Consider the following 22,623-nt stretch of genomic DNA (forward strand, 5'->3'; position numbering starts at 1 on the left):
CGCTAGACCACGCGCCGCAGCCCGGCACCGTCCAGGGCTGCGCGCACACTCGACACCGAGTCCTTTCCAGCGTGCGTGTACAGCCAGGTGATCTTCGCGCCCCGTTCGTGCCCCAGGATCCGCTGCGCATCTGCTTCCGGCACGCCCAGTTCGTGTAGCCGCGACGCGAACGCGTGGCGCACGTCGTGAAAGTGCGGCCACCGTTCAATCCGACCCGTCGCCGGGTTCTCCACCTTTCGCGAGATCCCGGTGCCGTCCGTCGCACGGTTCCACTTCTGCCAGAACCCTGCCCGATCCATCACGCCGTCGAATACCGGCCGGCCCTTCACCTTCCGGCCCGCCCACGGGGAGCGGAACACCAGCTCCTCCGCATGCATGCCGCTGCCCGGCGCCGTCCGCGTCGCTTGGGCGGGATTCCTGTCCAGGTGCGCTCTCAGGACGTGCGTGGCGCGTGCCGTCAGCGGAACCGTGCGGCAGCCAGCCGCCGACTTCGGGTAGGCCTTCCGCTGCATCCTGCCGCGCACCTGGATGACGGTCTCGCGCACCTGGATGCTGGCGTCGTCGAAGTTCACCCAGCAGCGGCGCAGTCCCACCATCTCGCCCCATCGCAGGCCCGTCTCCTCAGCCACGATCAGGAAGGCGTGGAAGTGCTCGTCGAACTCCCCGCGAATCTCGGCCAGCTGGTCATAGGTGGGCGGCATGAGGTCATCCGGATGCTTCGGCTGCTGCTTTGGGAGCTTCACGCCTTCGCATGGATTGTGCGCCACGCGACGGTCCTTGAGGGCGGCTCCCATCATGCCGTCGAGCATCTGGTAGGCCTTGTCGATCGTCGCCTTGCCGACCCGAGTCGTCAGCTTGGCAACCCACGCTTCGACATCCAGGTTGCCGATCGACACCAGGGGCCACGATCCAAAGTGCGGCTGCACGTGGTTGAGCCAGACGCTGTCAGCCGTCTCTCCGGTGTTGGCTGCGATACGTCGTGTCGGCGTCCACTTAGCGTGCCACTCGTCGATGGTGATTTGCCCGCGGTCGAGGTCCACAAAGGACCCGGATCGAACCTGGTCGCGGGTTTTGTCGAGGAACCCCTCGGCCTTCTTCTTGGCGTTCTCGCCGGAGAACGTCTTCGCGCGCTGCTTGCCGGCCGGGTCGCGGTAGCGGGCTTGCCACGGCCCGGTGCAGTTCCTGCGCGTGTGGTCCTCGTCGGGCCGGAACTTGGTGGTGCAGGCCTTGCAGCCGCATGACTTGATGCGGATCTGTCTCGGGTTGTTACTGGCCTTGCGGGGCATGGCGGGCCTCCTCGCTCCGGTGGACGGTTCGCTGGGCGGGGACGCGCGCCTGCCGTGGCACGGACACGTATTCACCGCACCAGCACGTCGCACCAAGACCAAGCTGAGGGGCGCCAAGGTATATGAGCATGGCCCGGACCTGCTTCAGAGCGGTGAAGTAGTCGAGGTTCTGACCGATGACGATGGCGACCCGGTCACGGTCCCACCGTGGCGCGATCGGGTTGATGGTCTCCACGATCACGGTTGCGCACATACGACCCCCCATGGCCGACAGTCTGGCTCAACTGACCCGGCCGCAGGTGGAGGTACGGCGGAGCTCCGAACGTACCGCCGACCACTACCGTTCGTGAAGCACACATACGAGATCAGTGAGAGAAATGTGGGCAACTGAAAAGGTTGTACGTCGATCAGGCGATTCTCGTCAGGACCGGGACTTCTGACGCACGGTCATCGCGGCCATGGTCGCCTCGATGACGCGCCGGTCCTCGCCGTCGAGGGTGCGGAAGAGGTGAAGGAAGCGGCGTTCCTCTTCGTCGTCAATGGCTGCGGGCACATGGCGGCCGGCAGCTTCGAAGACTTCGGCGATCGTGAGGCCAGCGCCGTCGGCGAGTTGGCGGAGCTTGTCCGGGTTGGGGCCACGACTTCCGGTGGCGCGGTCGCCGCTCTTCCAACTGTGGAGAGTGGAGACGGACAGGCCGGATCGGCGGGCGAGGGTGGACAGTGTCCAGTCTCTGTCCCGCATCACGCGGTCGATCAGGCTCGCAAGGTCATCCACATGTAGAAGCATCGGGCATCGTCCACATGATCTACAAGTCGGCCCGTGGCATCTGACCTGCTTTGATTTCCACATGCGGAAGAAGTGGCATATTCAGAAGCCCTGGCCAAGGCTTCCTGGCACGCCAGATGCCTTGACATGCATCCACATTCGACATTGAATGTGGAAACGAAGCCGCCGCCCGGCCTTCCACATTCAGCCACGGCGACATCGCTCTCGGCCACGAAAGGGCACCCCATGCACAGACTGGACAACGGCCAGCCGATCCGTGAGGCCATGGCGGCGGCCGATCTGTCCATCGAGGACCTCGCCGAGAGGACCAGGACGATCGACGGGTACGGCATCAGCCGCTCCACCATCGGCCACATGGTCTCCCAAGGATCCAGTGGCCGTAGCGAGTTCGAAGACCGCTCCTGTGGCCTCGTCGCGAAGGCACTCGACAAGCCCCTCGGGGAACTGTTCAGCATCGACGCCCCCATGTGACCTTTCCATGCCAGCAGTTTCCACATTCGCCGGAAGATTTTCCGCAACAGATGAAAGGAGGAATCGTGCCGCAGCCCCTCACCCCCACACAGCTGCATCCCGAAACCCCCCTGCTCCTTACCAGGCCCGAACTCCTCAAGTGGCTGAAGGTCAGCCGCACATGGCTCGACATGCGCCTCGCCGACGACCCCCAGTTCGTGAAGGCGTGCGTGATCGACATAGCCACCCCGGGGAGCAGTCACCGCAAACTCCGCTTCCCCGTCCGGGCTGTCGCCGAGTACCTCGGCATCCCCGAATACGCGACGCCGAACGCACCAGCCCGCGCCGCCGCATGAGCGGCAAAGAGAAGGCCGGCCACCAGAGGCGACCGGCCGGAACGACCCACCTGAACTCACCACAAGAAAGGAGGGGCCGCGTGTCCAGTGTGACAGACCGCGACTTCATCGCCGAGATGGCCGAGGCGGTTGAGGGAGCGATTCCCGCAGGCGACTACGTGGCGTCGGTGGTTGCCGCCGATCTGGTCGAGCGCCTTCGAGGCGAGGATCCGGAACTGCTGGCCGGCTGGCTGGACTTGAAGGCGGCCGTGATCCTCGCGGACGTCGTGGCCCGCAAGTCGAACAGTAAGCGGCAGGCGGCCCGGATTGGCGCCCCGCGTAAGGCGTTCGCTGAGGCGGCCCGCAGTTTCGCTGACGGCGACGTCACGGCGTTGCATCCGTTCGCCGCCGAGTACGTGGTCGACGAGGACAACACCCGCCGGACGGTGGCGAACATGACCGCTTCCGACTGCCGCTTCGTCGCCTCGAAGTATGAGGACGCGGCCCGGATCTCGAAGTTGGAGGCAGCGTTCCATCGGGCGGTCGGCAAGAAGATCGGCGCCCGCGTGGTCGGTGAGGTCTTCACCGAGGCCCAGTACCTGGACATGTACCGCTCCGTCACCCAGCAAGGTCCGCGATCCGTACCGCGGGCAGCGGCGGCATGACGAAGAGCACCGGCCGACACATCGCGCCCCACACCGACTCTTCAACCCAGTACTCCGCATGCCTACTCGTGTCGACTTCCCGACGCTACGCGACCTCGCCTCGTCCCTTCTCTTGCCGACGATCCGCGACTTCTCTGCCCGTGAGCCCCGTACCCGCCCGCATCGACTGCGCATGCCTTCGCCACCCGAGCCCACCCGACCGACATACCGAAGCGCGTCGCCACCCCCTCACCCGCTCACTGCATCCCGACTACTCGTCACATGCCGCCTCACGCAATGCGTCCCGACCCTGCCGACTAGCCGTCGCCCCGCCAAGCAACCCCACCCTGTCGACGTCCCAAGTCCAGTCGCATCACGCCGTGCCGACTACCCAACGCATCTCGGCACCTGCCGACCCTGCCCGTGTCGACTTCCCAATTCGGCCCGTCACCGCACCATCCGGGTCAAGTCTGACCGACTACCCAGTCCGGCCCGCTCTCTCGCCACACACCACGACCCGCTCCAGTCGACATGTCATCTCGATTCGCCTCGATTCGATTCCGCCCGCAGCGACCGCCCGACACCAGTCGCTTCCGACCCAACCCGCATGACCGTCCAGGTCACCGAAAGGAACTCACCACATGACCAGCATCTTCGCCAGTTTCACCGACAAGGCGTGGCCCCACCGCTTCCACGGCGCGATCCGCGTGAAGAACATCGCAGGCGGCACCCCCACCGATCCGAAGGTCGCCGAGGGCTGGCTCCGGACGAAGCTCGCAGACAAGGACGACCTGATCCGCGAGATGGTCGCGCAGACCATGGTCGACCGGGGCGTCACCGCCGACGAAGCCGCCAAGCTCGTCGACACCAACAAGCACCTCAACGGCTTCCGCCGCGACGAGAACGGCCTGTATATCGAGGGCCGCCAGTTGAAGGCCGCGGTGAAGGAAGCCGCCTCCGTCGCGCGCTCCGTCGACAAGCTGAAGTCCCGCTGGGGCTCCACCAACAAGGGCGTTCAGGGCTTCGTCGCCGAACACATCATGGTCGTCGAGGACAAGTTGCACCTCGGCGTCACCGAGCCGACCGGCGTCCTCCAGTCCTTCCCGAAGAACCCGCGTACCGGCCAGACCGGCATCCAGTACACGGAGTTCATCGAGACCGCCGAGTTCGACTTCACGGTCATCTCCGACTACGCGTTCACCGACGAAGAGTGGGCCATGCTCTGGCTCACCGGCGAACAGCAGGGCGTCGGCGCTTCCCGCTCGCAGGGCTTCGGCCGCTACGAGGTCATCAAGTGGGAGGCCGGCGCATGAGCGACCAGGCCCCCAAGCCCGACGACCGCACGGCCGTCATCAAGCACCTGTGCGCCGAGCTCGGCATCAACACGGTCACCTACGCGGACGCCGACGGCGAGATGCGCGTCGAGATCGACGTGGTCCACGTCGCCAGCCTAATTGAGGCCGGCATCCTGCCCGGCCGCGCCGAAGACCACCCGCCGTTCATCGAGTTCGCCCGGCGGTATGGCGTTGAGATCGGCGGTGCCGCATGACCGACAACCGAATGACGCCGGAGCGTATCGCCGAGATCAAGGACTTGCTCAAGTACGAGTCGTCGATCGCCTTCTACAGCCACCGCGCGAAGGAGTCGATACTCCTGCTCGTCGCGGAGGCCGAAGAGGCCGCGCGGCTGCGCAAGCAGGCGGCGATCGTCGAGACGTTCGTCGCGGACCGCGCCGACTACATCACGGCGATCCGCAACTGCCACCCAAACAACGGTCACGACTACAACCGCTGGCAGGGCCACGCCGAGTCGCGCCGCCAGCTCGCCGAACAGCTGGGCCTGCCCGTCGCATGGCCAGCCGAGGAGGCGGCCGCCCCGCAGCACTACGACAAGGTGCCGGACCCGGTGGACGGATGCCACTGGTGCGCTTGTGGCAACCGCTGGCCCTGCAAGGACGCCAAGGCGGTGACCGCGTGATGGCCGAGCCGAAGAAGCCGCAGCCTGCTCAGCCGGATCCGCGTGTGGGCCAGAACCCGACGGGTCGCCCGCGCCGTTCATCGGCCGCGAGCCGCCGGAAGCATGGCCGACGCGACGGTCGGGGTGAGGCCTCGTGAACGCCAAGACTTTCAACCGCCTTCACCCGGTCGGCACTCGGGTGTTCGCCTACCCGGGAGCCCGCCCGGAGGACGTCCCGGACACCCGCCGCCTCGTGACCCGCACCCGCAGCAAGGCCGAGGTGCTTGGCGGCCACACGGACGTCGTCTGGGTCTATGGCTACAGCTCCTGCATCGCCCTCGATCATGTCGACGTGGTGTCGGAGGCCGAGTGGGAGGCTGCGGTCGCCACTGGCGGGGCCACCGAGTCGTTCGCGTCGCTGGATGACCGGGGCGTTCCGGAGCCGTCGGAGACGGAGGAGAAGCGGGCCCGCCTGTTCGGGTTCATCGAGGCTGGCGCCAGTGAGGGGGACTTCCCTTCGTTCGCTGCCGCGCTCGACGAGTACGTGGGCGCGGTGCTTGCTGAGGCGATCAGTCGAGTCGAGGACCCGGAGGAGCGCGCGAAGACACCGATCGGGCTTGGGCTCGGCTGGGAGTCCGCGCGAGAGGTGCTGCGCCGGATGCGGGCGGAGGTCATGTCATGACCCGCCCGATCTCCGACCTGGATGTGCCGTTGCCGCGCCTGGAGCAGCAGATCCGCGATCTGGTCGCCCGTCAGAACGAGCAGCGCGCCGACGCCTCCGCCGACCGGCTGCGCAACTTCCTCACACCCACCGACACCCACACCGCGCCCGAGGAGGGCAAGTGAGCATGTACAGCATTGCGGTCGGTGACGGCCACCAGGACGCCCGGGGGGTCGTTCTCCTTGCCGCTCTGGGCAATCCGGACCCGGGCCGCTTCCGGGACGCCTGGGTGGAGAAGGGCGACGGCGGCCTGCCGGTCATTGCGATCTACACCCGCAATGGCGGCGGCAACCGCGAGTCTTACGAGGACGTCATCGCCGGCCTTCAGAGCCACCCGCTGTACCTGCGGGATGCGGACGACGACTTCGACTCCACCTACGCCACCTTCTACTTCAGCACCCCCGCCGAGTTCGTCGACACACTCCAGCCGCTCGCACAGGAGCCGGTGGACACGAGCGAGCGCTGGCAGGCCGCCATCGCAGCCCTGTCCGGCAAGGCGGGTGAGGCGAAGTGACTACCACCCAGGCGTGGCCGTTCGGTACCGACGCCATCCAGCACGACCCGCTGACGGCCTTGCGCATCCCGGTCGTCACCAGCTTCAACCCGATGTGGAAGTACGTCGCCGCCTACATCGACGTGGACCGCAGCCGCTTCAGCTGGGGGAGCCAGGAGCGGCCCACCGACGCCGAGGCCTCGATGCTCGCCTCGTTCATCGAGGAGGACAGGCATCCCGGGCCGCTGCCGCTGGAGCAGGTCATGGACCGCCGCCACACGATCTGCGACGAGCCGATGGCCCACTGGCTGGCCTGGAAGGCCGATCACCCCGACATCTTTCCCGCCCGTAAGGAGGCGTGATGGACCTCGCCATGGATCCCGCGCTGACGGCCCGCCTCGAAGCCGTCCGTAAGGCGCACGCCCCGATCGACGACGCCATCAACAAGGGCGAGCGGGTCGACATCCCGTCGCTCGGCACTCTCGCCGGGGCCGTCGGCGCCTTCCTCGACGCGGTCGACTCCTACCTCAAGCCGCTGCCCGCACTGGACGCGAAGGAGGCGGCGTGATGGCCTCGCCGATTCGCCTCGCTGACGTCGTCGAGGAAGCCCTCATTCAGGTCTGGACGGAAGCCCACCGCGAGTTCGGCCCGGACGAGCGCGAGTGGACCCCGGACCAGATCCGCCAGTACGAGCTGAACCTCGATGCCGCTCGCGTCGACACCGGCTGGGTGGTGGCGTGATGGTCACCCTCTCGCTGACCCGCTCCCGCATCGCAGCCGTCCTCGCCGACGCCGCCACCCTCCTGGAGGCAGACGGCTGGGACCCGCACACCAACCGGCTCATGGGCGCCATCGACCAGGCCGCCGGCTTCACACCCGGCAGCGGAAGCACCGACGCCGAACAGGCCACCCTCAACGCCTGGGAGACGCTGACCCGCCACCTCAACGTGGACTGCGTTTCCGCGTGGGAGCAGGCGCCCGGTCGGACAGCGCTGCAGGTCCTCTCCGCCCTGCACGGGGCTGCGGCGAAGGCGGTGGCGTAATGGGCGGCCTCGAACTGAAGGTGACGCTCGGCCCGGTCGACGTCACCGCTACGCAGGCACTGCACGTCGCCCGGCACGTCGCCGACCGGATCGGCGCCGAGCACCCGCACGCGCTCGACGAAGACATGCCGCGCCTCGCCGGCCGGCTCACCGGCCGTGACCCGGACGCGGCAGACGAACTACGCGAACTCCTCGCCGCACTCGGACTGCCCACCAACGCCCGGCAGTTGCGGGCGATCAAGGCCCGGGCCGCCTTGGAGCAGGCCGCCGCCAACCGCAAGTCCAAGGAGCGCACGTGAGTACCGGCATCGCCCTCTGGATCGCTGTCGCCGTCCTGTGCTGCGGCTGGCTGCTGATCGTGGCCCGCGAGGTCCGCTACCTGTCCCAGGCGGTACCCGCGCAGCCCGCACCCGCCCCGGCCGACAACCGCACCGACGTGGAGGGGCCGTGACCACCTCAACCACCGTGACCGACGAACCGACCGACACCGAGATCGCCGACCTGTGCGACAAAGCTGCCGACGTCATCGACACCAACGGGCACTGCAAGCGGGACCTGTACGACCACAAGCAGGCCGCCAACGGCACCAAGCCAGCCAACTGCCGCGTCGACCTGATCGGCGCCCTCAACATCGCCGACCACGGCGTACCCATCTACACGGGCCGCTCCGTTCTGGTGTGGCGGGCCGAGCAGGCGCTCCTTGCCCGCATCGACCAGGCCGCGATCGTCACCTGGAACGACGCCCGCGGCCACGGCAAACGCGAGGCGGCCAAGCTGCTGCGCGACACCGCGGCCAGCCTGCGGGAGGCGTCATGACCCTCACCCTCATCGCGGGCGGCCGGCACACCGGACGCTTCATCAACACCCGCCTGCGCCGCCAAGTCCGCGAACTCGACGACCACAACGCCCACTTGGTCGCCGGCGTCGAGCAGCGTGAGGCCGACCTGTATACGGCGCTGCTCCGTGGCTGCCAGGACGCCATGCTCATCGCCCAACTGCGGGCCGAGAACGAGGCAGTCAAGGCCGCCAACGAGGAACTGCGGCACACCGTGATCCGCGCGAAGGCCGAGCAGGAGCGGCTACGCCGCGCCGTCATCAACGCCCGGCCGAAGATCGGCGTCGCCGTGCAGCAGCTCGACCGGCCCTACGTGTCCCACACGCAGATCCCTTACCCCGTACCCGTCGGGCAGTCCACCGCCAACGACGAGACGCAGCAGTTGCCCGTCATCGACCGGCCCGAGCCCGCGCCGCAGGCGTGGCCCAGCTACACCCACTGACCGCCGGCGCGGGCGATGACCCGCTCTCGCCTCGCCGGCGCCCAACGCAAGAAGCCCCGAGCGCTAGAGACGCCCGGGGATCCGACACCAGCATCCCACCGGAGATCACCATGAGCTTCTTCCGCAAAGACACCGCCACCGCTCCCGCGCTGACTCCGGCGCCCGCCCAGGGCGTCAGCCTCACCAAGGGCGGCGCCTCCCACATCAGCCTGACGAAATCGGACCCGACGGTGCAGATCACCGCCCACCTCGACTGGGACGGCGGCAGTGCCTCCCGCCGGGCGCGCGGCGCCGATCTGGAGCTGTACGTCCTGCACGTGCCCGCCTCCGACGTGGCGGCGGGCGGCAGGCGCGGCATGCCCAAGCCGGGCGGGGCCGTCTACTACCGCAACCTCGGCTCCCTCGACCGTGCGCCGTACATCCTGCACCACGGCGACAGCCTCACGCCGGGACGCGAGACCGCGACGATCGGTCGCATCAGCGAGCAGGGCTACGCGTTGATCTGCGCCTACTCGGCGGTCGGCAACGGGGTCGGCTCGTTCAAGTCGTTCGGCGCGAAGGCCATCGTCACCGACGGCGCCGGGCAGACCGTCACGGTGCCGCTGTACGACAACAACCCGAACGCCTACTGGGTGGCCATCGCGCTCGTCGACTTCACGCACGACAACCCGCTGATCCGGCAGGTCGAGAGGTACTCCCGCCGCGGCTCCGAAGCCCGGCCGGTCCTCTACTCCGACGGTCGCTTCGAGATGGATGCCGGGCCCGTCGAGTTCAAGCGCTAGTCCGCACCGCCTGACCGACAACCCCATAGACGGCCGCGTCGAGTCCCCCCAACTCCGCGGCCAGCCGAGGCCTCGCCGCCCCAACCACCCCCCGGTCGCGGGCGGCGAGGCCCGGCACCTCCTACCTGAAAGCGAGTCACATGAGCACCGAAAGCACCACGAAGCAGGTCGCGCCACTCCGGTGCGCGCGCTGCCGCGACGAAGACGGGCCCTTTACCGACGACGGACTGTGCGAGCCGTGCGCCCGCCCGATGCCGCTGGAGAACGTCGCGTGACCGCCGCGGTAGAGGCGCCGGTCGAGGTCGAGCCTGGCCTGTACGACATCGACTCCGAGACCTACCACTCGGATCCGATCCCCGGCGGCAGCCTCTCCTCGACCGGGGCGAAGAAGCTGGCCAGCCAGTGCCCGGCCAAGTTCAAGTACTGGCTCGACAACCCGGAGTCGCCGAAGAAGACCCTCGACCTTGGCACCGCCGCCCACCGCCTTGTTCTCGACGATGGGCCCGACCTCGTCCTCGTGGATGCCCCCCGATGGGACACCAACGCCATCAAGGCCGAGGTAGCCGCCATCCGAGCGGAAGGCAACATCCCGCTCAAGCGGCCCGAGCTGGAGCAAGTCGAGGCCATGGCCGCCGCCCTGCGGCAAGACCCGGACGCCGTCCGCCTACTGGAGCCCGGGTCCGGGGTCGCCGAACAGTCCGCCTTCTGGGAGGACGGCAACGTCTGGCGTCGGGCCCGCTTCGACTGGCTGCGCCACGACGGGCAGATCGTCGACTACAAGACCGCCAGGTCATGCCGCCGCGAAGACCTGGAGAAGGCCTTCAACGAGCACAGCTACATGCAGCAGCAGGAGTGGTACATCGACGCCGGCGCCGCCCTCGACGTGGCCGACCCGGAGAAGCCGTTCCAGTTCGTGCTGCAGGAGAAGGACCCGCCCTACCTGGTGGTCGTCACCACCTGCGACCCGATGGCGCGTGAGATCGGACGCCACCTCAACCAGGTCGCCCTCAACGCCTACGCCATCTGCCGCGAGACCGGCGAATGGCCCGGCTACCTGCCCAACCCGATGACCGCGCTGCCCTCGTGGGTCGAGCGCCAGTACGCCTAGGAGAACCTGAATGAACCAGCCTCTTGGTCAACCCGTCCGCGCAGGACGACAGCAGCAGCCGCAGACCAACGAGTACGACGACGGCCCGTTCACCTTCCGGCCAGCCACCAAGGACGGCGCTAAGGCTCGCGTCGCCATCCAGGGTGTGTCCGGCTCCGGCAAGACCTGGACGTCCCTGTCCCTCGCCCACGGCCTCGCTCTAGGGGAACGGTTCGCGGTCATCGACACCGAGCGCGGCTCGGCCTCTCTCTACGTCGGCGAGCGCGGCATCCAGTTCGACTCGCTGCCGATGCACCGCTACGACCCCCGCGACCTCGGCAAGGCACTCGCCGCCGCAGCGAAGGCCGAGTACCCAGTCGTGGTGGTCGACTCCCTGTCGCACTACTGGAAGGGCCCCGACGGCACCCTCGACCAGGTCGAGAAGGCCAAGTCGAAGTATGGCGGCAACAGCTTCGCGGGGTGGAAGGACGGCACCCCGATGCAGAACGAAATGGTCGAGGCCCTCCTCGCCTACCCGGGCCACATCGTCGTGACAATGCGGTCCCAGACCGAGTGGGTGTTGCAGGAGAACGACCGCGGGCGCAAGGAACCGACCATGGTCGGAATGCGCGCTGAGCAGCGCAAGGGCATCGAGTACGAGTTCGGTGTCGCAGCCGAGATGGACATCACCAACCGGCTGCGCTTCCTCAAGTCCCGCTGCCCCGCCCTGCATCAGCAAGTCCTCGACAAGCCTGACGGTGCCCGCGACATCGCAAAGCCGCTCCTGGACTGGCTCAACGCCGGCGGCAAGCCCGTCGATTCCAGCGCCTGGGTGGATGCCGCATTCGCGGAGAACGCCACCGCCGAAGGGTTGCTCGCCCTGTACCGCGAGGTCGAGTCCCACAGTGCGCTCGCCACGCCACTCCTGCACCCCCAGACCGGTCAGCCGACCAGCCTCGGTGACGCCATCAAGGAGCGCGGCATCGCGCTCAAGAACGCCCAGCAGTAGCCCGCACACGCGAAGGCCGGCCCGCGGGTATCGGGCCGGCCGTTCACCCGACAAGGAAACCACGCCATGAATGGACCTCAGCACTACCTCGAAGCCGAACGCCTCACTGAAGTCGCAAAGACCGGCACCGCGGAGCAGCGAACAGCCTGCCTGGCCGCCGCCCAGGTGCACGCCACCCTCGCGGAGGCCGCAGCAACTGCCCTCGGACGCACCCACACGGGCTCGATGCCCGCCGCCGATTACGAGGCATGGCGCGCCGCCGCTGGATACAAGGTGGCCGGAGGATGACCACCCCGTACACCGACGACGACCTGCGCACGGAGGCGGCCCGCCAGTACGCGGAAGTCCTGCGCGCCCCCGACCGGCTGGAAGTCGGCGACGAAATGCGGGACCAGCCCGTCCCGTCCCAGAACGGCAGCGTGCGCTGGGGCCAGCTGTCCTGCGATGACTTCCACGACGCCCGCAACGAGGTCCACGAACTCCTCGACAGCGCCGTCGACATGTCGGCCTGGTCCGTGAACCTCGGCGCCCGCCACCTCAAGACGACCACCGAACTCGCCTGGGGCCGCGGCGGTGACGCCTGGGATTTGGCCGTCCAGATCGCCCACCGGCCCGGCCTGTCGACGGAACTCCGCGACGCACTCACCACCGCCATCCGCGGCGCCGTGAACCTCGTCCTCGACAACCGCGAACTCAACGACACCCACCTCCTGCACGACAGCAGCAAGGAGACGGCCCGATGAGCCGCTGGTACGTCCGTCAGCACACGAAGCACGGCGGCATCCACCCGCCCCGGACTTCGATCAACCGCGGCTACGAGCCGTCGTCCGCGATGCGTCGCCAGGAAAACCGCATCCACGACAAGCAGATCCTCGCCAACTACGTGCAGCTCAAGCCCGGCATCCTCGTGATCTGGGACCGGCAGCCACACAGGGTCGTCGAACTCGCCGAACGCCCCATCGACCTGTGGGGCGAGAAGCACGAGATGCGGTACGCCACCGCGCTCGAACGCTGGGAGCGTCTCGGACAGCGGGGCGACCGGCCCGAGAAAGCCACTTGGGACGGGCGTCCGTTCGCGTTCATCCTCCAGCCCGACGGCAAGCCGCACGAGAAGCCGATCCACCTCATCGGCCCGGCTGACACGTCGTGGGACGTGCTGCCCGAGCACTACGCGATCTGCTCGGCCTGCGGTGACCTCCCGCCCTGCCGCGACGAACTGAACGAACGCGAGGCCGACCAGCAGGCAGCGAAGGCGGACGTCCTCATGGACATCCCGCCCGGCCACTGCCTTGGCTGCGGCGAGTTCGTCACCACCCGCCAGAACGCCGCCCGCTTCCCCGGCCCCAACCTGTGGCGGCCCGACCTCCCCGAGAACTCCGCGGTCTTCCACGCCCGCCAGGAGTGCTCCGGCGAAGTCGAACGGTACCGGCGCCAGTGGGAAGCCCGCGGCAACAACGACCCCCAGCCCAGCCTCTTCGCTGACGAGGAGAACGCCTCATGACCCTGACCCCCGAGCAGGCCCGGATCGACGCCAACGAGGCCCTCGCCGCCCTGTATGCCAACGTCACCGACTGGGACGAGGCCGTCCTCAACCAGGCCATCGACGCCATCGGCGGCGACGGCAGGCCCTTCTCCGCCAACGACCTGCGGGCCGTCCTGCCCGAACTCGCCCACGGCGCGGCCGGCCTGTTCTTCCACTCGCTGGTGCGGCGCCGCAATCCACGGCAGGTCGTCGTGATCGGCGAGGAGCCGTCCACGGCCGAGTCCACCCACGGAAAGCCGATCAAGGTGTACCGACTGTCGGCCGAACGACTCGACGCCATCGCCGCCCGCATCGAGCAGCGGAAGGCGGCTGCCTGATGGATCACCTCACCGACTCCGGCCTGTGGTGGATCGCCCCCGTCTGGATCTTCGTCGGCCTCGTCGCCGCCATCATCGGCGCCTTCATTCGCAGGAGGCGGACGTGAACCCCGACCTGTACGACGCCTGGGTCACCGCCGGCCTCAAACTCCAGCCGGTCGGGCACTGGGTGGCCGGCAACTGGTGGTGGATCACCGCCGCTTGGGGAGCCGTCTTCGCCGTGTGGGCGATCCGGCGATGCCTACCCCACGACGACTACCGCAGCCGCAAAGACCGCGCCGCAGCCTGGCGCGCCACCTGCGACCCCCGGCCCGAACCCGCCGGACCCGGCACCGATACGGGACTCCTCCTCGACTGCATCGCCATCTACGGCGACCGCGCCGAACTCGACCGCCTCCGCGACGCCATCAACCAGACCCGGAAGGAGAAGCCGTGACCGCCGCCAACCGTCTGGCACCGCACCACGAAACGCTCACTTGCTACACCGACTACTCCTGCCGGCGCACCGAATGTGTTCAGCGCTACAACACCTGGCAGAACAACAGGCTCCGCTCCGTCGCCGAAGGAACCTGGCAGCCCTTCATCGACGCCACCCCCGTCCGCGAGCACCTTCTCAAGCTGTACGCCGCCGGCCACACCCCGCACGGCGTCTCCATCCGCACCGGCATCGACTGGAACACGGTCCGCCTCTACACCCACGCCGCACCCAAGCAGCGGCGCGGCATGATCCGCCAAACCACCCCCGAAACCGCGGCAAAGATCCTCTCGATCCCGATCCAGTCCGGCATGCCCGGCCGGGTCGACCCCACCGGCACCCGCCGACGCATACAAGCCCTCTCCGCCATCGGCTGGCCGCTGAAAGAACTCGGCCCGCACCTCGGAGTCCAGCCGGACAATGTGCGCCGCATCCTCGTGCGCGGCCAGAAGGTGTACGGCGCCACCGCCCAGGCCGCCATTGACGCCTACGACCAGCTCCGCAACAGCCGCCCGCGCCGCCACGGCGTGTCCGACATCGGCGTTGCCCGCGCCCTGCGCAACGCCAAGCAGCACAAGTGGGCGCCCCCCAAGTACTGGGACCAGCACCCCGGCGCCATCGACGACCCTCATTTCGAGCCCATGTACCGGGTCACGAAGCGGGAGATCGTCGCCCAGGACGCGCACTGGATCATGACCACGGTCGGCCTCAACAAGGCAGAAACCGCGGCACGCCTCGGCGTCGACAAGTCGTACATCGAACACGCCTTCCGCGACCACCCCCAATACGCCGTGACGGCAGCCGCATGAGCGCCGACCAGTACGCCTGGATGGACTCGGGACTCTGCGCCCAAGTCGACCCCGACACCTGGATCGAACTGCCCGTCGGCGCAGGCAGCCGGCTGCCGAAACGCATCTGCGGCGGCTGCCCCGTGCAAACCGAATGCGCGGCCCACGCCCAAGCCCTCCACGACTACGAGGGACTCGCACCCGACGGGGTGTGGGGCGGACTCAGCCAGAAGCAGCGAAAGAACCTGCGGCGCGCCGCCGCCTAGCCCGCACACGACAACGGCCCCGCAGAGGCGGGGCCGGAAAGGAAGGAGGAGGGGTGACGTCAGTCGGAAGCGGCCTCACGGAGCCGGCGCTTATGTGCGGCGATCTCGCGGTTGATGTAGACGCGCAGGTCGGCGGCACGCGACAGGCCTTTGGCCTCGCACACCTCGGCGTAGGCGTCCCACGTCTCCTTGTCGACGCGGACCACACGTCCGGTCGTTCCCTTCGTCGTCATGCGCACAGAGTAGCTGACCGTGCAATCGACGGGCACCCCACTCCTTCTAGGTGCCCATCACATGCCCATCGCTGCGATGGGCACCTTGAGGTAGGGTGGACCCATGCGAACCACGGTGATCGGGACCGTGTGCCGCCGTAGGTCGCGCACGCCTTCATGCCTACGGACCAGCACGAACCCCCGAGAGAAGGAATCGCGTGATCCCCAACCGAATGCACACGGCGCGTGTCGTTGCGCGGGCTTCCGTCGTGCACCGAACGGCGGTGCAGTAGTGGGGATCAAGCGTGTTGTCGAAGTACTCAAATTCGCCCCTGCGGACCTCACGCCGGCCGAGCGCATGGTGCTCGTCGCCATCGGCGAAAACATCCGCGACGAAGACCCCACGCGGGAGACGTGGGCTGACTTCAACGCGTCCATCCTTGCCCAGCGCGCCGGACTCGCCGGTTCGGGCAGCCTCAAATCAGCTCTCCAGCGGCTGGCGAAGCGCGGCCTTGAAGTCCGCATCCCCATCGCTCACGGCAAGGACGGGCGAGCCCTGTACGCGGTGCCGGGGAAGCAGTGCCGCTACCGATTCCCCATCCTCGCCAAAGGGGAGGTCACAACCTCCCCTTACGACCAGCAAGGGGAGGCCACAACCTCGGCAGGGGAGGTCACAACCTCCCCTAAGGGGAGGTCAGGGCCCCGCCAGGCGGGGTCAGAACCTCCCCCTACCCCTCACCCCTCTACCCCTCAGCCCTCAGCAGGCGGCGAGACCCGCGCAGCGCCGTGGTGTGTCGCCGAAGGAGAGCAGCAACACGACGAGGTCCTCGCTGATGCTGTCGCCTTCCTCGAAACGCTCCCGGCTCCGTGGACCATCGGTCCGAAGACCGCCGCGCTGATGGCCCCCGAGCTCGCACAGATGACCAGCAAGCAGGGATGGGCCCTGGACGACGAGCTGATCGCCAAACTCACCGAGAAGGCGGCCACCGTCAGGAACCACTCCCAGATCCTGCGCATCCGGATCGGGGACCTGCCGAAGCGAATCCGGCCCGCCCCCCGGAAACCTCGCGGCCCACTGCCGCCCTGGTGCGGTGAATGCGCCGACGGCGCCAAAGCCGCCGAACGCGAAGGCCACCTCCGGCAGATCTACGACGACCGCGGCAACGCCCGCCCCTGCCCCAAATGCCATCCCACCCAGACCGCCCACGCAGCCTGATCAGAAACGGAGACCCCAGTGGAAGACGAGACCTTCGACCGCATCCCCCCGCAGGACCTGCATGCCGAACAGTGCGTCCTCGGCGGAATGCTCCTCTCGAAGCGGGCCATCACCGAAGTCCTCGAAGTCGCCGCCGACGACGACTTCTACCGCCCCCAACACGAAACCGTGTACCGGGCCATCGTCGACATGTACGGCCGCAATGAGCCCGCCGACCAGATCACCGTCGGTAACTACCTGCGCGAACTCGGAGTCTTCAGCAAGATCGGCGGATCCGCGTACCTCAGCCAGCTCGTCCAGACCGTGCCCACCGCGGCGAACGCCGAGTACTACGCCGAGATCGTCCGCGACTGCGCCATCCGCCGCCGCATCGTTGAAGCTGGCACCCGCATCACCGAGATCGGCTACAGCGGCGAAGGCGACGCCACCCACGCCAACGATGCCGCCCAGGCCGAACTCGCAGGCGTCATGAAGATCCAGGAGACCGCCGACTCCGCGCTCCTCGGCGAAGACCTCCCCGACGTGGTCGCCGAGCTAGAGAAGCTGCAAAGCGAAGGCCGCCAGTCCGGACTGTCCACCGGCTTCCTCGACCTCGACGCCCTCACCCACGGCCTCCACGGCGGCCAGATGGTCATCGTGGCCGGCCGCCCTGGACTCGGAAAGTCCACACTCGGCGTCGACTTCCTCCGCGCCTGTTCCCTCCAGCAGCACCACCCGTCGGCGTTCTTCAGCCTCGAAATGTCCCGCCGCGAGGTCCAGCACCGCATCATCTCCGCCGAAGCGAAGATCGGCCTCCACAAGATCCGCGGCGGCCAGATGACCCCCCTGGACTGGGCCTCCTTTGCCAACCACATGCAGCGGCTGACCATGGCGCCGCTCACCATCGACGCCACCCCCAACCGCACCGTCAACCAGATCAAGGCCCGCTGCCGTCAGATCAAGATGAAGACCGGGCTGTCCCTCGTCGTCATCGACTACTTGCAACTCCTCGACACCCACGGCAAGAAGCGCCCCGAGAACCGGCAGGTCGAAGTCTCCGAGATGAGCCGCGGCATAAAGCTCATGGCCAAGGAACTCGACGTTCCCGTCGTCGTCCTCTGCCAGCTCAACCGCGGACCCGAGCAGCGCACCGACAAGAAGCCCATGCTCGCCGACCTCCGCGAGTCCGGATCGCTTGAGCAGGACGCCGACATCGTCATCCTCGTCCACCGCGAGGACGCCTATGACCGCGACTCCGCCCGCGCCGGGGAGGCCGACCTGATCGTCGCCAAGCACCGCGCCGGCCCGCTCTCCACGATCACCGTCGCCGCGCAGCTCCACTACAGCCGCTTCCGCGACATGGCCCTGCCGCAATGACCGACCACTTCCAGGCCGAAGACCTCGAAGCCGTCATCGCGGAGGGCTCCCTCGTCGCCCTCTTCACCCAGCTGGCCGGCAGGCAGATAGCCCCGCTGGAGCCAGCAGCCGAAGACGACAGGCCGAAGTACCACATCCCGCGAAAGGGGGCGTGGCCCTGCGGCACAGCCCCCTCCGGGCCCACCCCACCGCCCTGCGGCAGCTGCCCACCCGGCACCCTTCGCCACGACCACGAGGAAACCCAGTGACCAACATCGAGTGGACCGAGCAGACGTGGAATCCCACCACAGGCTGCGACCGGATCAGCCCCGGATGCGACCACTGCTACGCCCTCACCATGGCTAAGCGCCTCAAGGGTATGGGTCAGGCCAAGTACCAGACCGACGGCGACCCCCGAACTTCCGGCCCCGGCTTCGGCATCACCGCCCACCCCGACACCCTGACCGAACCGCTGCGCTGGAAGAAGCCCCGCAAGGTCTTCGTTAACAGCATGTCCGACCTGTTCCACGCCCGGGTCCCGGTCGACTTCATCACCGACGTGTGGCGCACCATGCAGGCCACCCCGCAGCACACGTACCAGATCCTCACCAAGCGGGCGGCACGCCTCCCGCGTGTTCTCGACCGGGTCCACGAGGCACTCGGTCTCGATGACCCGCTGCCCAACGTGTGGCTGGGCACCAGCATCGAGACTGACGACTACGTCCGCCGGGCGACCGCCCTGCGCCACTCCATGGCCGCAGTACGGTTCATCTCGGCCGAGCCGCTCCTCTGCCCCCTCCCGTCCCTCGACCTCGACGGCATCGACTGGCTGATCATCGGTGGCGAGTCCGGCCCCGGAGCGCGTTCTATCGAACCTTGGTGGATAGCCGACCTGATCCATGAGGCCCGGCAAACCGACACCGCCCCGTTCGTGAAGCAGCTCGGTTCGGCGTGGGCCCGCGACACCAGCTACGCGGGCAAGTCCGTGGCCGCGTGGGGCGACACCAAGGGCGGCCTCCCCAGCTACTGGCCGACCGACCTGCGGGTGCGGGAGTACCCGAAAGGGAGTGTCGAACGTCGGGGGGCCGCTGCGTGACCGCCTCCGGCCCGACCCCGGCACATCAACGCGCCAACCGGGAACGGCTACTGGCCGCACTCAGGGACCCCGCCGCCACCCACCGCCAGGAAGGAACCGCAGCGTGAGCATCGACCTGTTCGCGAGGCCCCGCGTCCTTGCCGCGTTCTGCGGCGTGGGCGGCTGCACCCGCGGCTACCAGTTGGCTGGCTTCCACGTCACCGGCGTCGACATCGCACCCCAACCGCGCTACTGCGGCGACGACTTCGTCCAGGGCGACGCCATCGAGTTCATCCGCGCCCACGGCCACGAGTTCGACCTGATCCACGCCGGGCCGCCGTGCCAGCACGACTGCACGCTCACCGCGGGTACGAACGCCGGGAAGTTCCAGTACCCGGACCTGATGGCGCCCACCCGAGAGGCTCTGGCCGCGACCGGCCGGCCCTACGTGATCGAGAATCCGCCAGGCCGGGCCGCGAAAAAGATGCGCGTCGACCTGACCCTGTGCGGCGAGATGTTCGGGCTGGCCGTCATCCGTCACCGCAACTTCGAACTCGGCGGCTGGTCGATGCCGCAGCCCGCACACCTGAAGCACCGCGGGCGGGTCGCCGGAATGCGGCACGGCGAATGGTTCACCGGCCCGTACTTCGCCGTGTACGGCGACGGTGGCGGCAAGGGCACGGTCGCCCAGTGGCAGCAGGCCATGGGCATCGACTGGACCGACGTCCGCAAGGAGATAGCCGAGGCGATCCCGCCCGCCTACGCCGAGGCGATCGGTCTCGCTTTCGCTGCGCAGTTCTCCCTGGGCAGCGAGGTGGCCGCATGACTGCCGACGCCTACCTCGTCATCCGCTGCGACAGGGCGGACCAGGCCGAGTTCGACGGCCGCTGCGGCACGGAAGGCAGCTGGCCTGTCCGGTTCGAACCGCACACCCACCGCGAACTGCGCCGGCTGTTGAAAGGCCGCGGCTGGCGACGGACCAGGGACGGCCGCGACCACTGCCCGAACCACACCCAGGACCCCGCGCCGTAGAGGGACCGGTGGTCTGAAAATCCGCCTGCCTGCCCCGCCACCTGCACCAACACCCGACCCGAAGGAGAACTTGATGAGCGTCACCGATGACCACCGGCCCGAGGCCGACCCGCTTGCCTACGGCCCAACCGGGATCCGCTGTGGATGCGGCAAGGACGCCCATTCCAACCTCGTCCCCTGTCGGTCCGACGAGCCCACCCGAAAGTGGACGGACATCGATCCGAAGGACGCGGGCGACATCGACCTGGTCCTGCGGCTGGACATCACCGCCCCGCTCAACGAGAACGGCGAGCGCTGCCCGTGGCCGTGGGAGCCGCAGCAACTCGTCGGCGCGCCCATGGGTCAGTTCCACTGTTCGTACTGCGGCGCCATGGTCATGGCTGGCCTGCCACACATCGACTACGCCCCGTGTGGACGCTGCAACGACACCGGCGTCGACCCGGAGCGTGCGGCGTCGGAGAGCTACGGCGATGTCGTCCGCGAGGTTCCCGTGCCGTGCATCGCCTGCCAGTTGACCGACGGCGAGGCGACCCGATGAGCGTCACGATCCCGCCCGTCGTCACCGAGCCCGAGTTGACCGCCTGGCTGGTTGAGGCTCTCGGCGAGCACGTGCAGGGCGACTACGAGGCGACGCGCCTGCTGCTCGCCACGTTCGACCTGGCCGCGAAGGAGGGCCACAGTCTCAACAACCCGCACGAGGTCGCGAACTGCATCGCCTCCACGCCCAGCGAGAGCGGCCCGTGGGGGCCCGTGGAGACGACGGGCGCCGCGAAGCTCCTGCATGAGGCGTACTGGATCACCCGCAAGCCGGTCGGCTGGGCGCTGCGTCTCGTCGAGTTGCCGATGCCGGTGGTGGTCAGCCGCCACCAGTGCCCCTTCTGCCGCCGCTTCACCCGCGCCGACATCCGGGCCGTGCAGGACCACATGGGCCGCTGCTGGCAGAACCCGGGCCTGCGCTGCTGCAAGACCTGCGACCACCACCAGGACGGCAGCCACCCGGAGGACGACGAATCGTGCAGGCATCCGGGCGGGCCCGAGTGGGAGGACTACCGCTTCCCGGTCCTGCACTGCCCGCTCTGGGAACGGAAGGCCGCCTGATGCCTGACCGCACAACGCCCACCGCGACCCCGACTCGCCGCCCTTACGCCCGCAAGTACCTGTCCCCCACGGCTGAGCGGATCATCGCCGACTGCTACCCGGGCCAAGTCCTGTCCGCGGTCCTGGAGCGGGCGGTGCGTCAGATGGCGGTGCGGGACGGCCTGTTGACGGCGAAGACCGGCAAGCCGCGGGCGAAGGGCGGCTCGTGATGGCCGGCCGCGCATGGCTGCGGCATCCGGCTGTGCCGCCGCGGGCTGCCCGCTCGTGCCCGTCGGGGCTGCCCCGGTTCGCGTCGATCGCCTTTGCCCGGGAGGCGCTCATCGCCGGGCTCTCCTCGGTCGGCCTGGCCGCGTCCGGCTGCGAGTTGTGCGGCGGTGCGCATGTCCGGCCGGTGGCGGTTGCGGGATCCGAGTCACCACCGGTGGGCCCGTCCGGCGTCCAGGGCGCGCCTCAGACGGCCTCGGGGGCTGTCGAGGGCGCCCGGGAGCGCCGGGAGGCTCCTGGCGGCTCTCAGGGCCACACAGAGACGCGCGGCGGCGAACAGTCCGCGGCCTGCCCCGACCCCGCCGCCTAACCGATCACCAACACGCGACCACACCCCACCCCACACATGGCCAACCCACCCGCACCCAACCACCCCAAACCGGCCACACACCACCACCACACCCGAAAGGCACACCAATGACCGACACCCAGACCCGCGAACTGACCCAGGCCGAACTCATCGCCGAGGCCACCGAACGCTTCGGATCCGACCCGCTCAAGTGGGCATTCCGCTGCCCCTCCTGCGGAGACATCGCCAACGGCGAGGACTTCCGCCAGGCCCTGGCCGAGCACCCGCGAACGAACCTCCGCACCGACGAACCCCTCATCGCCTCGGACATCGTCGGCCGGGAGTGCATCGGCCGCACTCTCGGCGCCCTCGCCAAGGCGCGCAGCAAGTACACCGGTCGCGGCTGCGACTGGGCCGCCTATGGCCTGTTCGGCGGCCCGTGGACGATCACCCTCCCCAACGGCCACACCATGCGCGCCTTCCCGCTCGCGCCCGCCGTGTGAGGCCCGTCCCACTCCCGCACACCCCACCACCAGGAGACACCATGACCCGCCTCAACCACCTCGGCGCCGACCAGGCCGCCACCATCCGCGTCCTCGCCGCCCGCCTCGCCGAGATCGACAACCTGCGGGACACGAGCTCGCTCCGCGAGGTCCTCCTCGACCTGAGCTACGCGCTCGCCAACCTGGCCGGGCCGATCGGCGCACTCACCGACCAGTGGATCGTCGAACGCGACGGCGTGGACGTGCCGCCCGCCGACGAACTGCCCGATACGGAAGCCCTGCTGTTGATCGCTGCCGCAGTCCGGCACCTCGCCGACAACACATGACCACGCACACAGGC

Annotated in this window: 41 protein-coding genes; 38 read left to right on the forward strand and 3 right to left on the reverse strand. The window is 68.5% G+C overall.

Annotated elements, in window-relative coordinates:
- Window positions 1–2 precede the first annotated feature (2 nt).
- Both ACIP6U_RS16955 and ACIP6U_RS16960 read right to left on the reverse strand, forming a co-directional pair.
- Entirely contained in the window at window positions 3–1,286 is a 1,284-nt protein-coding gene (locus tag ACIP6U_RS16955) for a tyrosine-type recombinase/integrase (protein ID WP_401717765.1), read from the reverse strand.
- 421 nt (window positions 1,287–1,707) lie between these two features.
- Window positions 1,708–2,061, reverse strand: coding sequence for a helix-turn-helix domain-containing protein (locus ACIP6U_RS16960; protein ID WP_401717767.1), 354 nt, complete (start codon window positions 2,059–2,061; stop codon window positions 1,708–1,710).
- Window positions 2,062–2,298: 237 nt separating this feature from the next.
- Here ACIP6U_RS16960 and ACIP6U_RS16965 point away from each other — a divergent pair, with 237 nt between their 5' ends.
- The 27 genes from ACIP6U_RS16965 to ACIP6U_RS17095 all read left to right on the forward strand — a co-directional run bounded on the left by ACIP6U_RS16965 (window position 2,299) and on the right by ACIP6U_RS17095 (window position 15,259).
- The gene (locus ACIP6U_RS16965; RefSeq protein WP_401717770.1) at window positions 2,299–2,544 is read left to right on the forward strand and encodes a helix-turn-helix transcriptional regulator; all 246 of its coding nucleotides are present in this window, start codon (window positions 2,299–2,301) and stop codon (window positions 2,542–2,544) included.
- A 65-nt stretch (window positions 2,545–2,609) separates the two neighbouring features.
- Window positions 2,610–2,879 carry a hypothetical protein gene (locus ACIP6U_RS16970; RefSeq protein WP_401717772.1) on the forward strand — a complete coding sequence of 90 codons (270 nt, stop codon included), beginning with the start codon at window positions 2,610–2,612 and terminating at the stop codon, window positions 2,877–2,879.
- Between the two features lie 89 nt (window positions 2,880–2,968).
- The gene (locus ACIP6U_RS16975) at window positions 2,969–3,523 is read left to right on the forward strand and encodes a hypothetical protein (protein ID WP_401717775.1); all 555 of its coding nucleotides are present in this window, start codon (window positions 2,969–2,971) and stop codon (window positions 3,521–3,523) included.
- 620 nt (window positions 3,524–4,143) lie between these two features.
- Window positions 4,144–4,815: a hypothetical protein gene (locus ACIP6U_RS16980; protein WP_401717778.1), complete on the forward strand. Its 672-nt coding sequence runs from the start codon at window positions 4,144–4,146 to the stop codon at window positions 4,813–4,815.
- Window positions 4,812–5,051, forward strand: a complete 240-nt coding sequence (locus ACIP6U_RS16985) for a hypothetical protein (protein WP_401717781.1) — start codon at window positions 4,812–4,814, stop codon at window positions 5,049–5,051. The genes ACIP6U_RS16980 and ACIP6U_RS16985 overlap by 4 nt, the downstream gene beginning before the upstream one ends.
- Window positions 5,048–5,479 carry a hypothetical protein gene (locus ACIP6U_RS16990; protein WP_401717783.1) on the forward strand — a complete coding sequence of 144 codons (432 nt, stop codon included), beginning with the start codon at window positions 5,048–5,050 and terminating at the stop codon, window positions 5,477–5,479. Before ACIP6U_RS16985 ends, ACIP6U_RS16990 begins: the two co-directional genes overlap by 4 nt.
- A 133-nt stretch (window positions 5,480–5,612) precedes the next feature.
- Window positions 5,613–6,140, forward strand: a complete 528-nt coding sequence (locus ACIP6U_RS16995) for a hypothetical protein (RefSeq protein ID WP_401717786.1) — start codon at window positions 5,613–5,615, stop codon at window positions 6,138–6,140.
- Complete coding sequence (locus ACIP6U_RS17000) at window positions 6,137–6,304, forward strand: hypothetical protein (RefSeq protein ID WP_401717789.1); 168 nt, start codon at window positions 6,137–6,139, stop codon at window positions 6,302–6,304. The genes ACIP6U_RS16995 and ACIP6U_RS17000 overlap by 4 nt, the downstream gene beginning before the upstream one ends.
- 2 nt (window positions 6,305–6,306) lie before the next feature.
- Window positions 6,307–6,693, forward strand: coding sequence for a hypothetical protein (locus tag ACIP6U_RS17005; protein ID WP_401717791.1), 387 nt, complete (start codon window positions 6,307–6,309; stop codon window positions 6,691–6,693).
- The gene (locus ACIP6U_RS17010) at window positions 6,690–7,034 is read left to right on the forward strand and encodes a hypothetical protein (protein WP_401717794.1); all 345 of its coding nucleotides are present in this window, start codon (window positions 6,690–6,692) and stop codon (window positions 7,032–7,034) included. The genes ACIP6U_RS17005 and ACIP6U_RS17010 overlap by 4 nt, the downstream gene beginning before the upstream one ends.
- Window positions 7,034–7,240, forward strand: a complete 207-nt coding sequence (locus tag ACIP6U_RS17015; RefSeq protein ID WP_401717797.1) for a hypothetical protein — start codon at window positions 7,034–7,036, stop codon at window positions 7,238–7,240. The genes ACIP6U_RS17010 and ACIP6U_RS17015 overlap by 1 nt, the downstream gene beginning before the upstream one ends.
- Window positions 7,240–7,413, forward strand: coding sequence for a hypothetical protein (locus ACIP6U_RS17020; RefSeq protein WP_401717800.1), 174 nt, complete (start codon window positions 7,240–7,242; stop codon window positions 7,411–7,413). Before ACIP6U_RS17015 ends, ACIP6U_RS17020 begins: the two co-directional genes overlap by 1 nt.
- Complete coding sequence (locus tag ACIP6U_RS17025) at window positions 7,413–7,715, forward strand: hypothetical protein (RefSeq protein WP_401717803.1); 303 nt, start codon at window positions 7,413–7,415, stop codon at window positions 7,713–7,715. The genes ACIP6U_RS17020 and ACIP6U_RS17025 overlap by 1 nt, the downstream gene beginning before the upstream one ends.
- Window positions 7,715–8,014, forward strand: a complete 300-nt coding sequence (locus tag ACIP6U_RS17030) for a hypothetical protein (RefSeq protein ID WP_401717805.1) — start codon at window positions 7,715–7,717, stop codon at window positions 8,012–8,014. The genes ACIP6U_RS17025 and ACIP6U_RS17030 overlap by 1 nt, the downstream gene beginning before the upstream one ends.
- A complete protein-coding gene (locus ACIP6U_RS17035) occupies window positions 8,011–8,166 on the forward strand; it encodes a hypothetical protein (RefSeq protein ID WP_401717807.1) in 156 nt (51 codons plus the stop codon). Before ACIP6U_RS17030 ends, ACIP6U_RS17035 begins: the two co-directional genes overlap by 4 nt.
- Window positions 8,163–8,531, forward strand: a complete 369-nt coding sequence (locus ACIP6U_RS17040) for a hypothetical protein (protein ID WP_401717809.1) — start codon at window positions 8,163–8,165, stop codon at window positions 8,529–8,531. The genes ACIP6U_RS17035 and ACIP6U_RS17040 overlap by 4 nt, the downstream gene beginning before the upstream one ends.
- Window positions 8,528–8,992, forward strand: a complete 465-nt coding sequence (locus tag ACIP6U_RS17045) for a hypothetical protein (RefSeq protein WP_401717812.1) — start codon at window positions 8,528–8,530, stop codon at window positions 8,990–8,992. The genes ACIP6U_RS17040 and ACIP6U_RS17045 overlap by 4 nt, the downstream gene beginning before the upstream one ends.
- Window positions 8,993–9,102: 110 nt before the next feature.
- Entirely contained in the window at window positions 9,103–9,774 is a 672-nt protein-coding gene (locus ACIP6U_RS17050; RefSeq protein WP_401717814.1) for a hypothetical protein, read from the forward strand.
- A gap of 271 nt (window positions 9,775–10,045) precedes the next feature.
- A complete protein-coding gene (locus tag ACIP6U_RS17055) occupies window positions 10,046–10,882 on the forward strand; it encodes a PD-(D/E)XK nuclease-like domain-containing protein (RefSeq protein ID WP_401717816.1) in 837 nt (278 codons plus the stop codon).
- A gap of 10 nt (window positions 10,883–10,892) precedes the next feature.
- Window positions 10,893–11,870: an ATP-binding protein gene (locus ACIP6U_RS17060; RefSeq protein ID WP_401717818.1), complete on the forward strand. Its 978-nt coding sequence runs from the start codon at window positions 10,893–10,895 to the stop codon at window positions 11,868–11,870.
- A 66-nt stretch (window positions 11,871–11,936) separates the two neighbouring features.
- Entirely contained in the window at window positions 11,937–12,158 is a 222-nt protein-coding gene (locus ACIP6U_RS17065) for a hypothetical protein (RefSeq protein WP_401717821.1), read from the forward strand.
- Complete coding sequence (locus ACIP6U_RS17070) at window positions 12,155–12,613, forward strand: hypothetical protein (protein WP_401717823.1); 459 nt, start codon at window positions 12,155–12,157, stop codon at window positions 12,611–12,613. The genes ACIP6U_RS17065 and ACIP6U_RS17070 overlap by 4 nt, the downstream gene beginning before the upstream one ends.
- Window positions 12,610–13,371: a hypothetical protein gene (locus ACIP6U_RS17075; protein WP_401717826.1), complete on the forward strand. Its 762-nt coding sequence runs from the start codon at window positions 12,610–12,612 to the stop codon at window positions 13,369–13,371. Before ACIP6U_RS17070 ends, ACIP6U_RS17075 begins: the two co-directional genes overlap by 4 nt.
- Window positions 13,368–13,730: a hypothetical protein gene (locus ACIP6U_RS17080; protein WP_401717829.1), complete on the forward strand. Its 363-nt coding sequence runs from the start codon at window positions 13,368–13,370 to the stop codon at window positions 13,728–13,730. Before ACIP6U_RS17075 ends, ACIP6U_RS17080 begins: the two co-directional genes overlap by 4 nt.
- A 103-nt stretch (window positions 13,731–13,833) precedes the next feature.
- A complete protein-coding gene (locus ACIP6U_RS17085) occupies window positions 13,834–14,166 on the forward strand; it encodes a hypothetical protein (protein WP_401717832.1) in 333 nt (110 codons plus the stop codon).
- Window positions 14,163–15,014: a hypothetical protein gene (locus ACIP6U_RS17090; protein ID WP_401717835.1), complete on the forward strand. Its 852-nt coding sequence runs from the start codon at window positions 14,163–14,165 to the stop codon at window positions 15,012–15,014. Before ACIP6U_RS17085 ends, ACIP6U_RS17090 begins: the two co-directional genes overlap by 4 nt.
- Window positions 15,011–15,259: a WhiB family transcriptional regulator gene (locus ACIP6U_RS17095; RefSeq protein ID WP_401717837.1), complete on the forward strand. Its 249-nt coding sequence runs from the start codon at window positions 15,011–15,013 to the stop codon at window positions 15,257–15,259. The genes ACIP6U_RS17090 and ACIP6U_RS17095 overlap by 4 nt, the downstream gene beginning before the upstream one ends.
- Before the next feature lie 59 nt (window positions 15,260–15,318).
- Here ACIP6U_RS17095 and ACIP6U_RS17100 read toward each other — a convergent pair whose 3' ends face one another.
- The gene (locus ACIP6U_RS17100; RefSeq protein ID WP_401717840.1) at window positions 15,319–15,492 is read right to left on the reverse strand and encodes a hypothetical protein; all 174 of its coding nucleotides are present in this window, start codon (window positions 15,490–15,492) and stop codon (window positions 15,319–15,321) included.
- A gap of 271 nt (window positions 15,493–15,763) precedes the next feature.
- Here ACIP6U_RS17100 and ACIP6U_RS17105 point away from each other — a divergent pair, with 271 nt between their 5' ends.
- From ACIP6U_RS17105 to ACIP6U_RS17155, 11 genes are all read left to right on the forward strand, one after another.
- Window positions 15,764–16,687 (forward strand): hypothetical protein, encoded by a 924-nt coding sequence (locus tag ACIP6U_RS17105; protein ID WP_401717843.1) that lies wholly within the window; start codon window positions 15,764–15,766, stop codon window positions 16,685–16,687.
- A gap of 18 nt (window positions 16,688–16,705) precedes the next feature.
- Window positions 16,706–18,043, forward strand: coding sequence for a replicative DNA helicase (gene dnaB / locus ACIP6U_RS17110; RefSeq protein ID WP_401717846.1), 1,338 nt, complete (start codon window positions 16,706–16,708; stop codon window positions 18,041–18,043).
- A complete protein-coding gene (locus ACIP6U_RS17115; RefSeq protein WP_401717849.1) occupies window positions 18,040–18,291 on the forward strand; it encodes a hypothetical protein in 252 nt (83 codons plus the stop codon). The genes dnaB and ACIP6U_RS17115 overlap by 4 nt, the downstream gene beginning before the upstream one ends.
- Window positions 18,288–19,118 (forward strand): DUF5131 family protein, encoded by an 831-nt coding sequence (locus tag ACIP6U_RS17120; protein WP_401717852.1) that lies wholly within the window; start codon window positions 18,288–18,290, stop codon window positions 19,116–19,118. The genes ACIP6U_RS17115 and ACIP6U_RS17120 overlap by 4 nt, the downstream gene beginning before the upstream one ends.
- A gap of 103 nt (window positions 19,119–19,221) precedes the next feature.
- Window positions 19,222–19,923, forward strand: a complete 702-nt coding sequence (locus ACIP6U_RS17125) for a DNA methylase (RefSeq protein ID WP_401717855.1) — start codon at window positions 19,222–19,224, stop codon at window positions 19,921–19,923.
- Window positions 19,920–20,129 carry a hypothetical protein gene (locus ACIP6U_RS17130; RefSeq protein ID WP_401717858.1) on the forward strand — a complete coding sequence of 70 codons (210 nt, stop codon included), beginning with the start codon at window positions 19,920–19,922 and terminating at the stop codon, window positions 20,127–20,129. Before ACIP6U_RS17125 ends, ACIP6U_RS17130 begins: the two co-directional genes overlap by 4 nt.
- Before the next feature lie 73 nt (window positions 20,130–20,202).
- Window positions 20,203–20,667, forward strand: a complete 465-nt coding sequence (locus tag ACIP6U_RS17135; RefSeq protein WP_401717860.1) for a hypothetical protein — start codon at window positions 20,203–20,205, stop codon at window positions 20,665–20,667.
- Complete coding sequence (locus ACIP6U_RS17140; RefSeq protein ID WP_401717862.1) at window positions 20,664–21,227, forward strand: hypothetical protein; 564 nt, start codon at window positions 20,664–20,666, stop codon at window positions 21,225–21,227. Before ACIP6U_RS17135 ends, ACIP6U_RS17140 begins: the two co-directional genes overlap by 4 nt.
- Window positions 21,227–21,436 (forward strand): hypothetical protein, encoded by a 210-nt coding sequence (locus ACIP6U_RS17145; protein WP_401717864.1) that lies wholly within the window; start codon window positions 21,227–21,229, stop codon window positions 21,434–21,436. Before ACIP6U_RS17140 ends, ACIP6U_RS17145 begins: the two co-directional genes overlap by 1 nt.
- 472 nt (window positions 21,437–21,908) lie before the next feature.
- Entirely contained in the window at window positions 21,909–22,283 is a 375-nt protein-coding gene (locus tag ACIP6U_RS17150) for a VVA0879 family protein (RefSeq protein ID WP_401717866.1), read from the forward strand.
- A 41-nt stretch (window positions 22,284–22,324) separates the two neighbouring features.
- Window positions 22,325–22,609 carry a hypothetical protein gene (locus tag ACIP6U_RS17155; RefSeq protein ID WP_401717868.1) on the forward strand — a complete coding sequence of 95 codons (285 nt, stop codon included), beginning with the start codon at window positions 22,325–22,327 and terminating at the stop codon, window positions 22,607–22,609.
- The last annotated feature ends 14 nt before the right edge of the window (window positions 22,610–22,623 follow it).

Source organism: Streptomyces sp. NPDC088794, from assembly GCF_044750545.1.
In the GTDB taxonomy this organism is placed as follows: domain Bacteria; phylum Actinomycetota; class Actinomycetes; order Streptomycetales; family Streptomycetaceae; genus Streptomyces.

Coding starts and splice junctions, on each gene's coding strand:
- ACIP6U_RS17070 (WP_401717823.1), top strand. CDS start 12,155: ATGACCACCCCGTACACCGACGACGACCTGCGCACGGAGGCGGCCCGC.
- ACIP6U_RS17155 (WP_401717868.1), top strand. CDS start 22,325: ATGACCCGCCTCAACCACCTCGGCGCCGACCAGGCCGCCACCATCCGC.
- ACIP6U_RS17130 (WP_401717858.1), top strand. CDS start 19,920: ATGACTGCCGACGCCTACCTCGTCATCCGCTGCGACAGGGCGGACCAG.
- ACIP6U_RS17080 (WP_401717829.1), top strand. CDS start 13,368: ATGACCCTGACCCCCGAGCAGGCCCGGATCGACGCCAACGAGGCCCTC.
- ACIP6U_RS17065 (WP_401717821.1), top strand. CDS start 11,937: ATGAATGGACCTCAGCACTACCTCGAAGCCGAACGCCTCACTGAAGTC.
- ACIP6U_RS17045 (WP_401717812.1), top strand. CDS start 8,528: ATGACCCTCACCCTCATCGCGGGCGGCCGGCACACCGGACGCTTCATC.
- ACIP6U_RS16985 (WP_401717781.1), top strand. CDS start 4,812: ATGAGCGACCAGGCCCCCAAGCCCGACGACCGCACGGCCGTCATCAAG.
- ACIP6U_RS17050 (WP_401717814.1), top strand. CDS start 9,103: ATGAGCTTCTTCCGCAAAGACACCGCCACCGCTCCCGCGCTGACTCCG.
- ACIP6U_RS16980 (WP_401717778.1), top strand. CDS start 4,144: ATGACCAGCATCTTCGCCAGTTTCACCGACAAGGCGTGGCCCCACCGC.
- ACIP6U_RS17025 (WP_401717803.1), top strand. CDS start 7,413: ATGGTCACCCTCTCGCTGACCCGCTCCCGCATCGCAGCCGTCCTCGCC.
- ACIP6U_RS17095 (WP_401717837.1), top strand. CDS start 15,011: ATGAGCGCCGACCAGTACGCCTGGATGGACTCGGGACTCTGCGCCCAA.
- ACIP6U_RS17005 (WP_401717791.1), top strand. CDS start 6,307: ATGTACAGCATTGCGGTCGGTGACGGCCACCAGGACGCCCGGGGGGTC.
- ACIP6U_RS16990 (WP_401717783.1), top strand. CDS start 5,048: ATGACCGACAACCGAATGACGCCGGAGCGTATCGCCGAGATCAAGGAC.
- ACIP6U_RS16965 (WP_401717770.1), top strand. CDS start 2,299: ATGCACAGACTGGACAACGGCCAGCCGATCCGTGAGGCCATGGCGGCG.
- ACIP6U_RS17145 (WP_401717864.1), top strand. CDS start 21,227: ATGCCTGACCGCACAACGCCCACCGCGACCCCGACTCGCCGCCCTTAC.
- ACIP6U_RS17030 (WP_401717805.1), top strand. CDS start 7,715: ATGGGCGGCCTCGAACTGAAGGTGACGCTCGGCCCGGTCGACGTCACC.
- ACIP6U_RS17015 (WP_401717797.1), top strand. CDS start 7,034: ATGGACCTCGCCATGGATCCCGCGCTGACGGCCCGCCTCGAAGCCGTC.
- ACIP6U_RS17150 (WP_401717866.1), top strand. CDS start 21,909: ATGACCGACACCCAGACCCGCGAACTGACCCAGGCCGAACTCATCGCC.
- ACIP6U_RS17100 (WP_401717840.1), bottom strand. CDS start 15,492: ATGACGACGAAGGGAACGACCGGACGTGTGGTCCGCGTCGACAAGGAG.
- ACIP6U_RS17020 (WP_401717800.1), top strand. CDS start 7,240: ATGGCCTCGCCGATTCGCCTCGCTGACGTCGTCGAGGAAGCCCTCATT.
- ACIP6U_RS17060 (WP_401717818.1), top strand. CDS start 10,893: ATGAACCAGCCTCTTGGTCAACCCGTCCGCGCAGGACGACAGCAGCAG.
- ACIP6U_RS17140 (WP_401717862.1), top strand. CDS start 20,664: ATGAGCGTCACGATCCCGCCCGTCGTCACCGAGCCCGAGTTGACCGCC.
- ACIP6U_RS17075 (WP_401717826.1), top strand. CDS start 12,610: ATGAGCCGCTGGTACGTCCGTCAGCACACGAAGCACGGCGGCATCCAC.
- ACIP6U_RS16955 (WP_401717765.1), bottom strand. CDS start 1,286: ATGCCCCGCAAGGCCAGTAACAACCCGAGACAGATCCGCATCAAGTCA.
- ACIP6U_RS17000 (WP_401717789.1), top strand. CDS start 6,137: ATGACCCGCCCGATCTCCGACCTGGATGTGCCGTTGCCGCGCCTGGAG.
- ACIP6U_RS17135 (WP_401717860.1), top strand. CDS start 20,203: ATGAGCGTCACCGATGACCACCGGCCCGAGGCCGACCCGCTTGCCTAC.
- ACIP6U_RS17115 (WP_401717849.1), top strand. CDS start 18,040: ATGACCGACCACTTCCAGGCCGAAGACCTCGAAGCCGTCATCGCGGAG.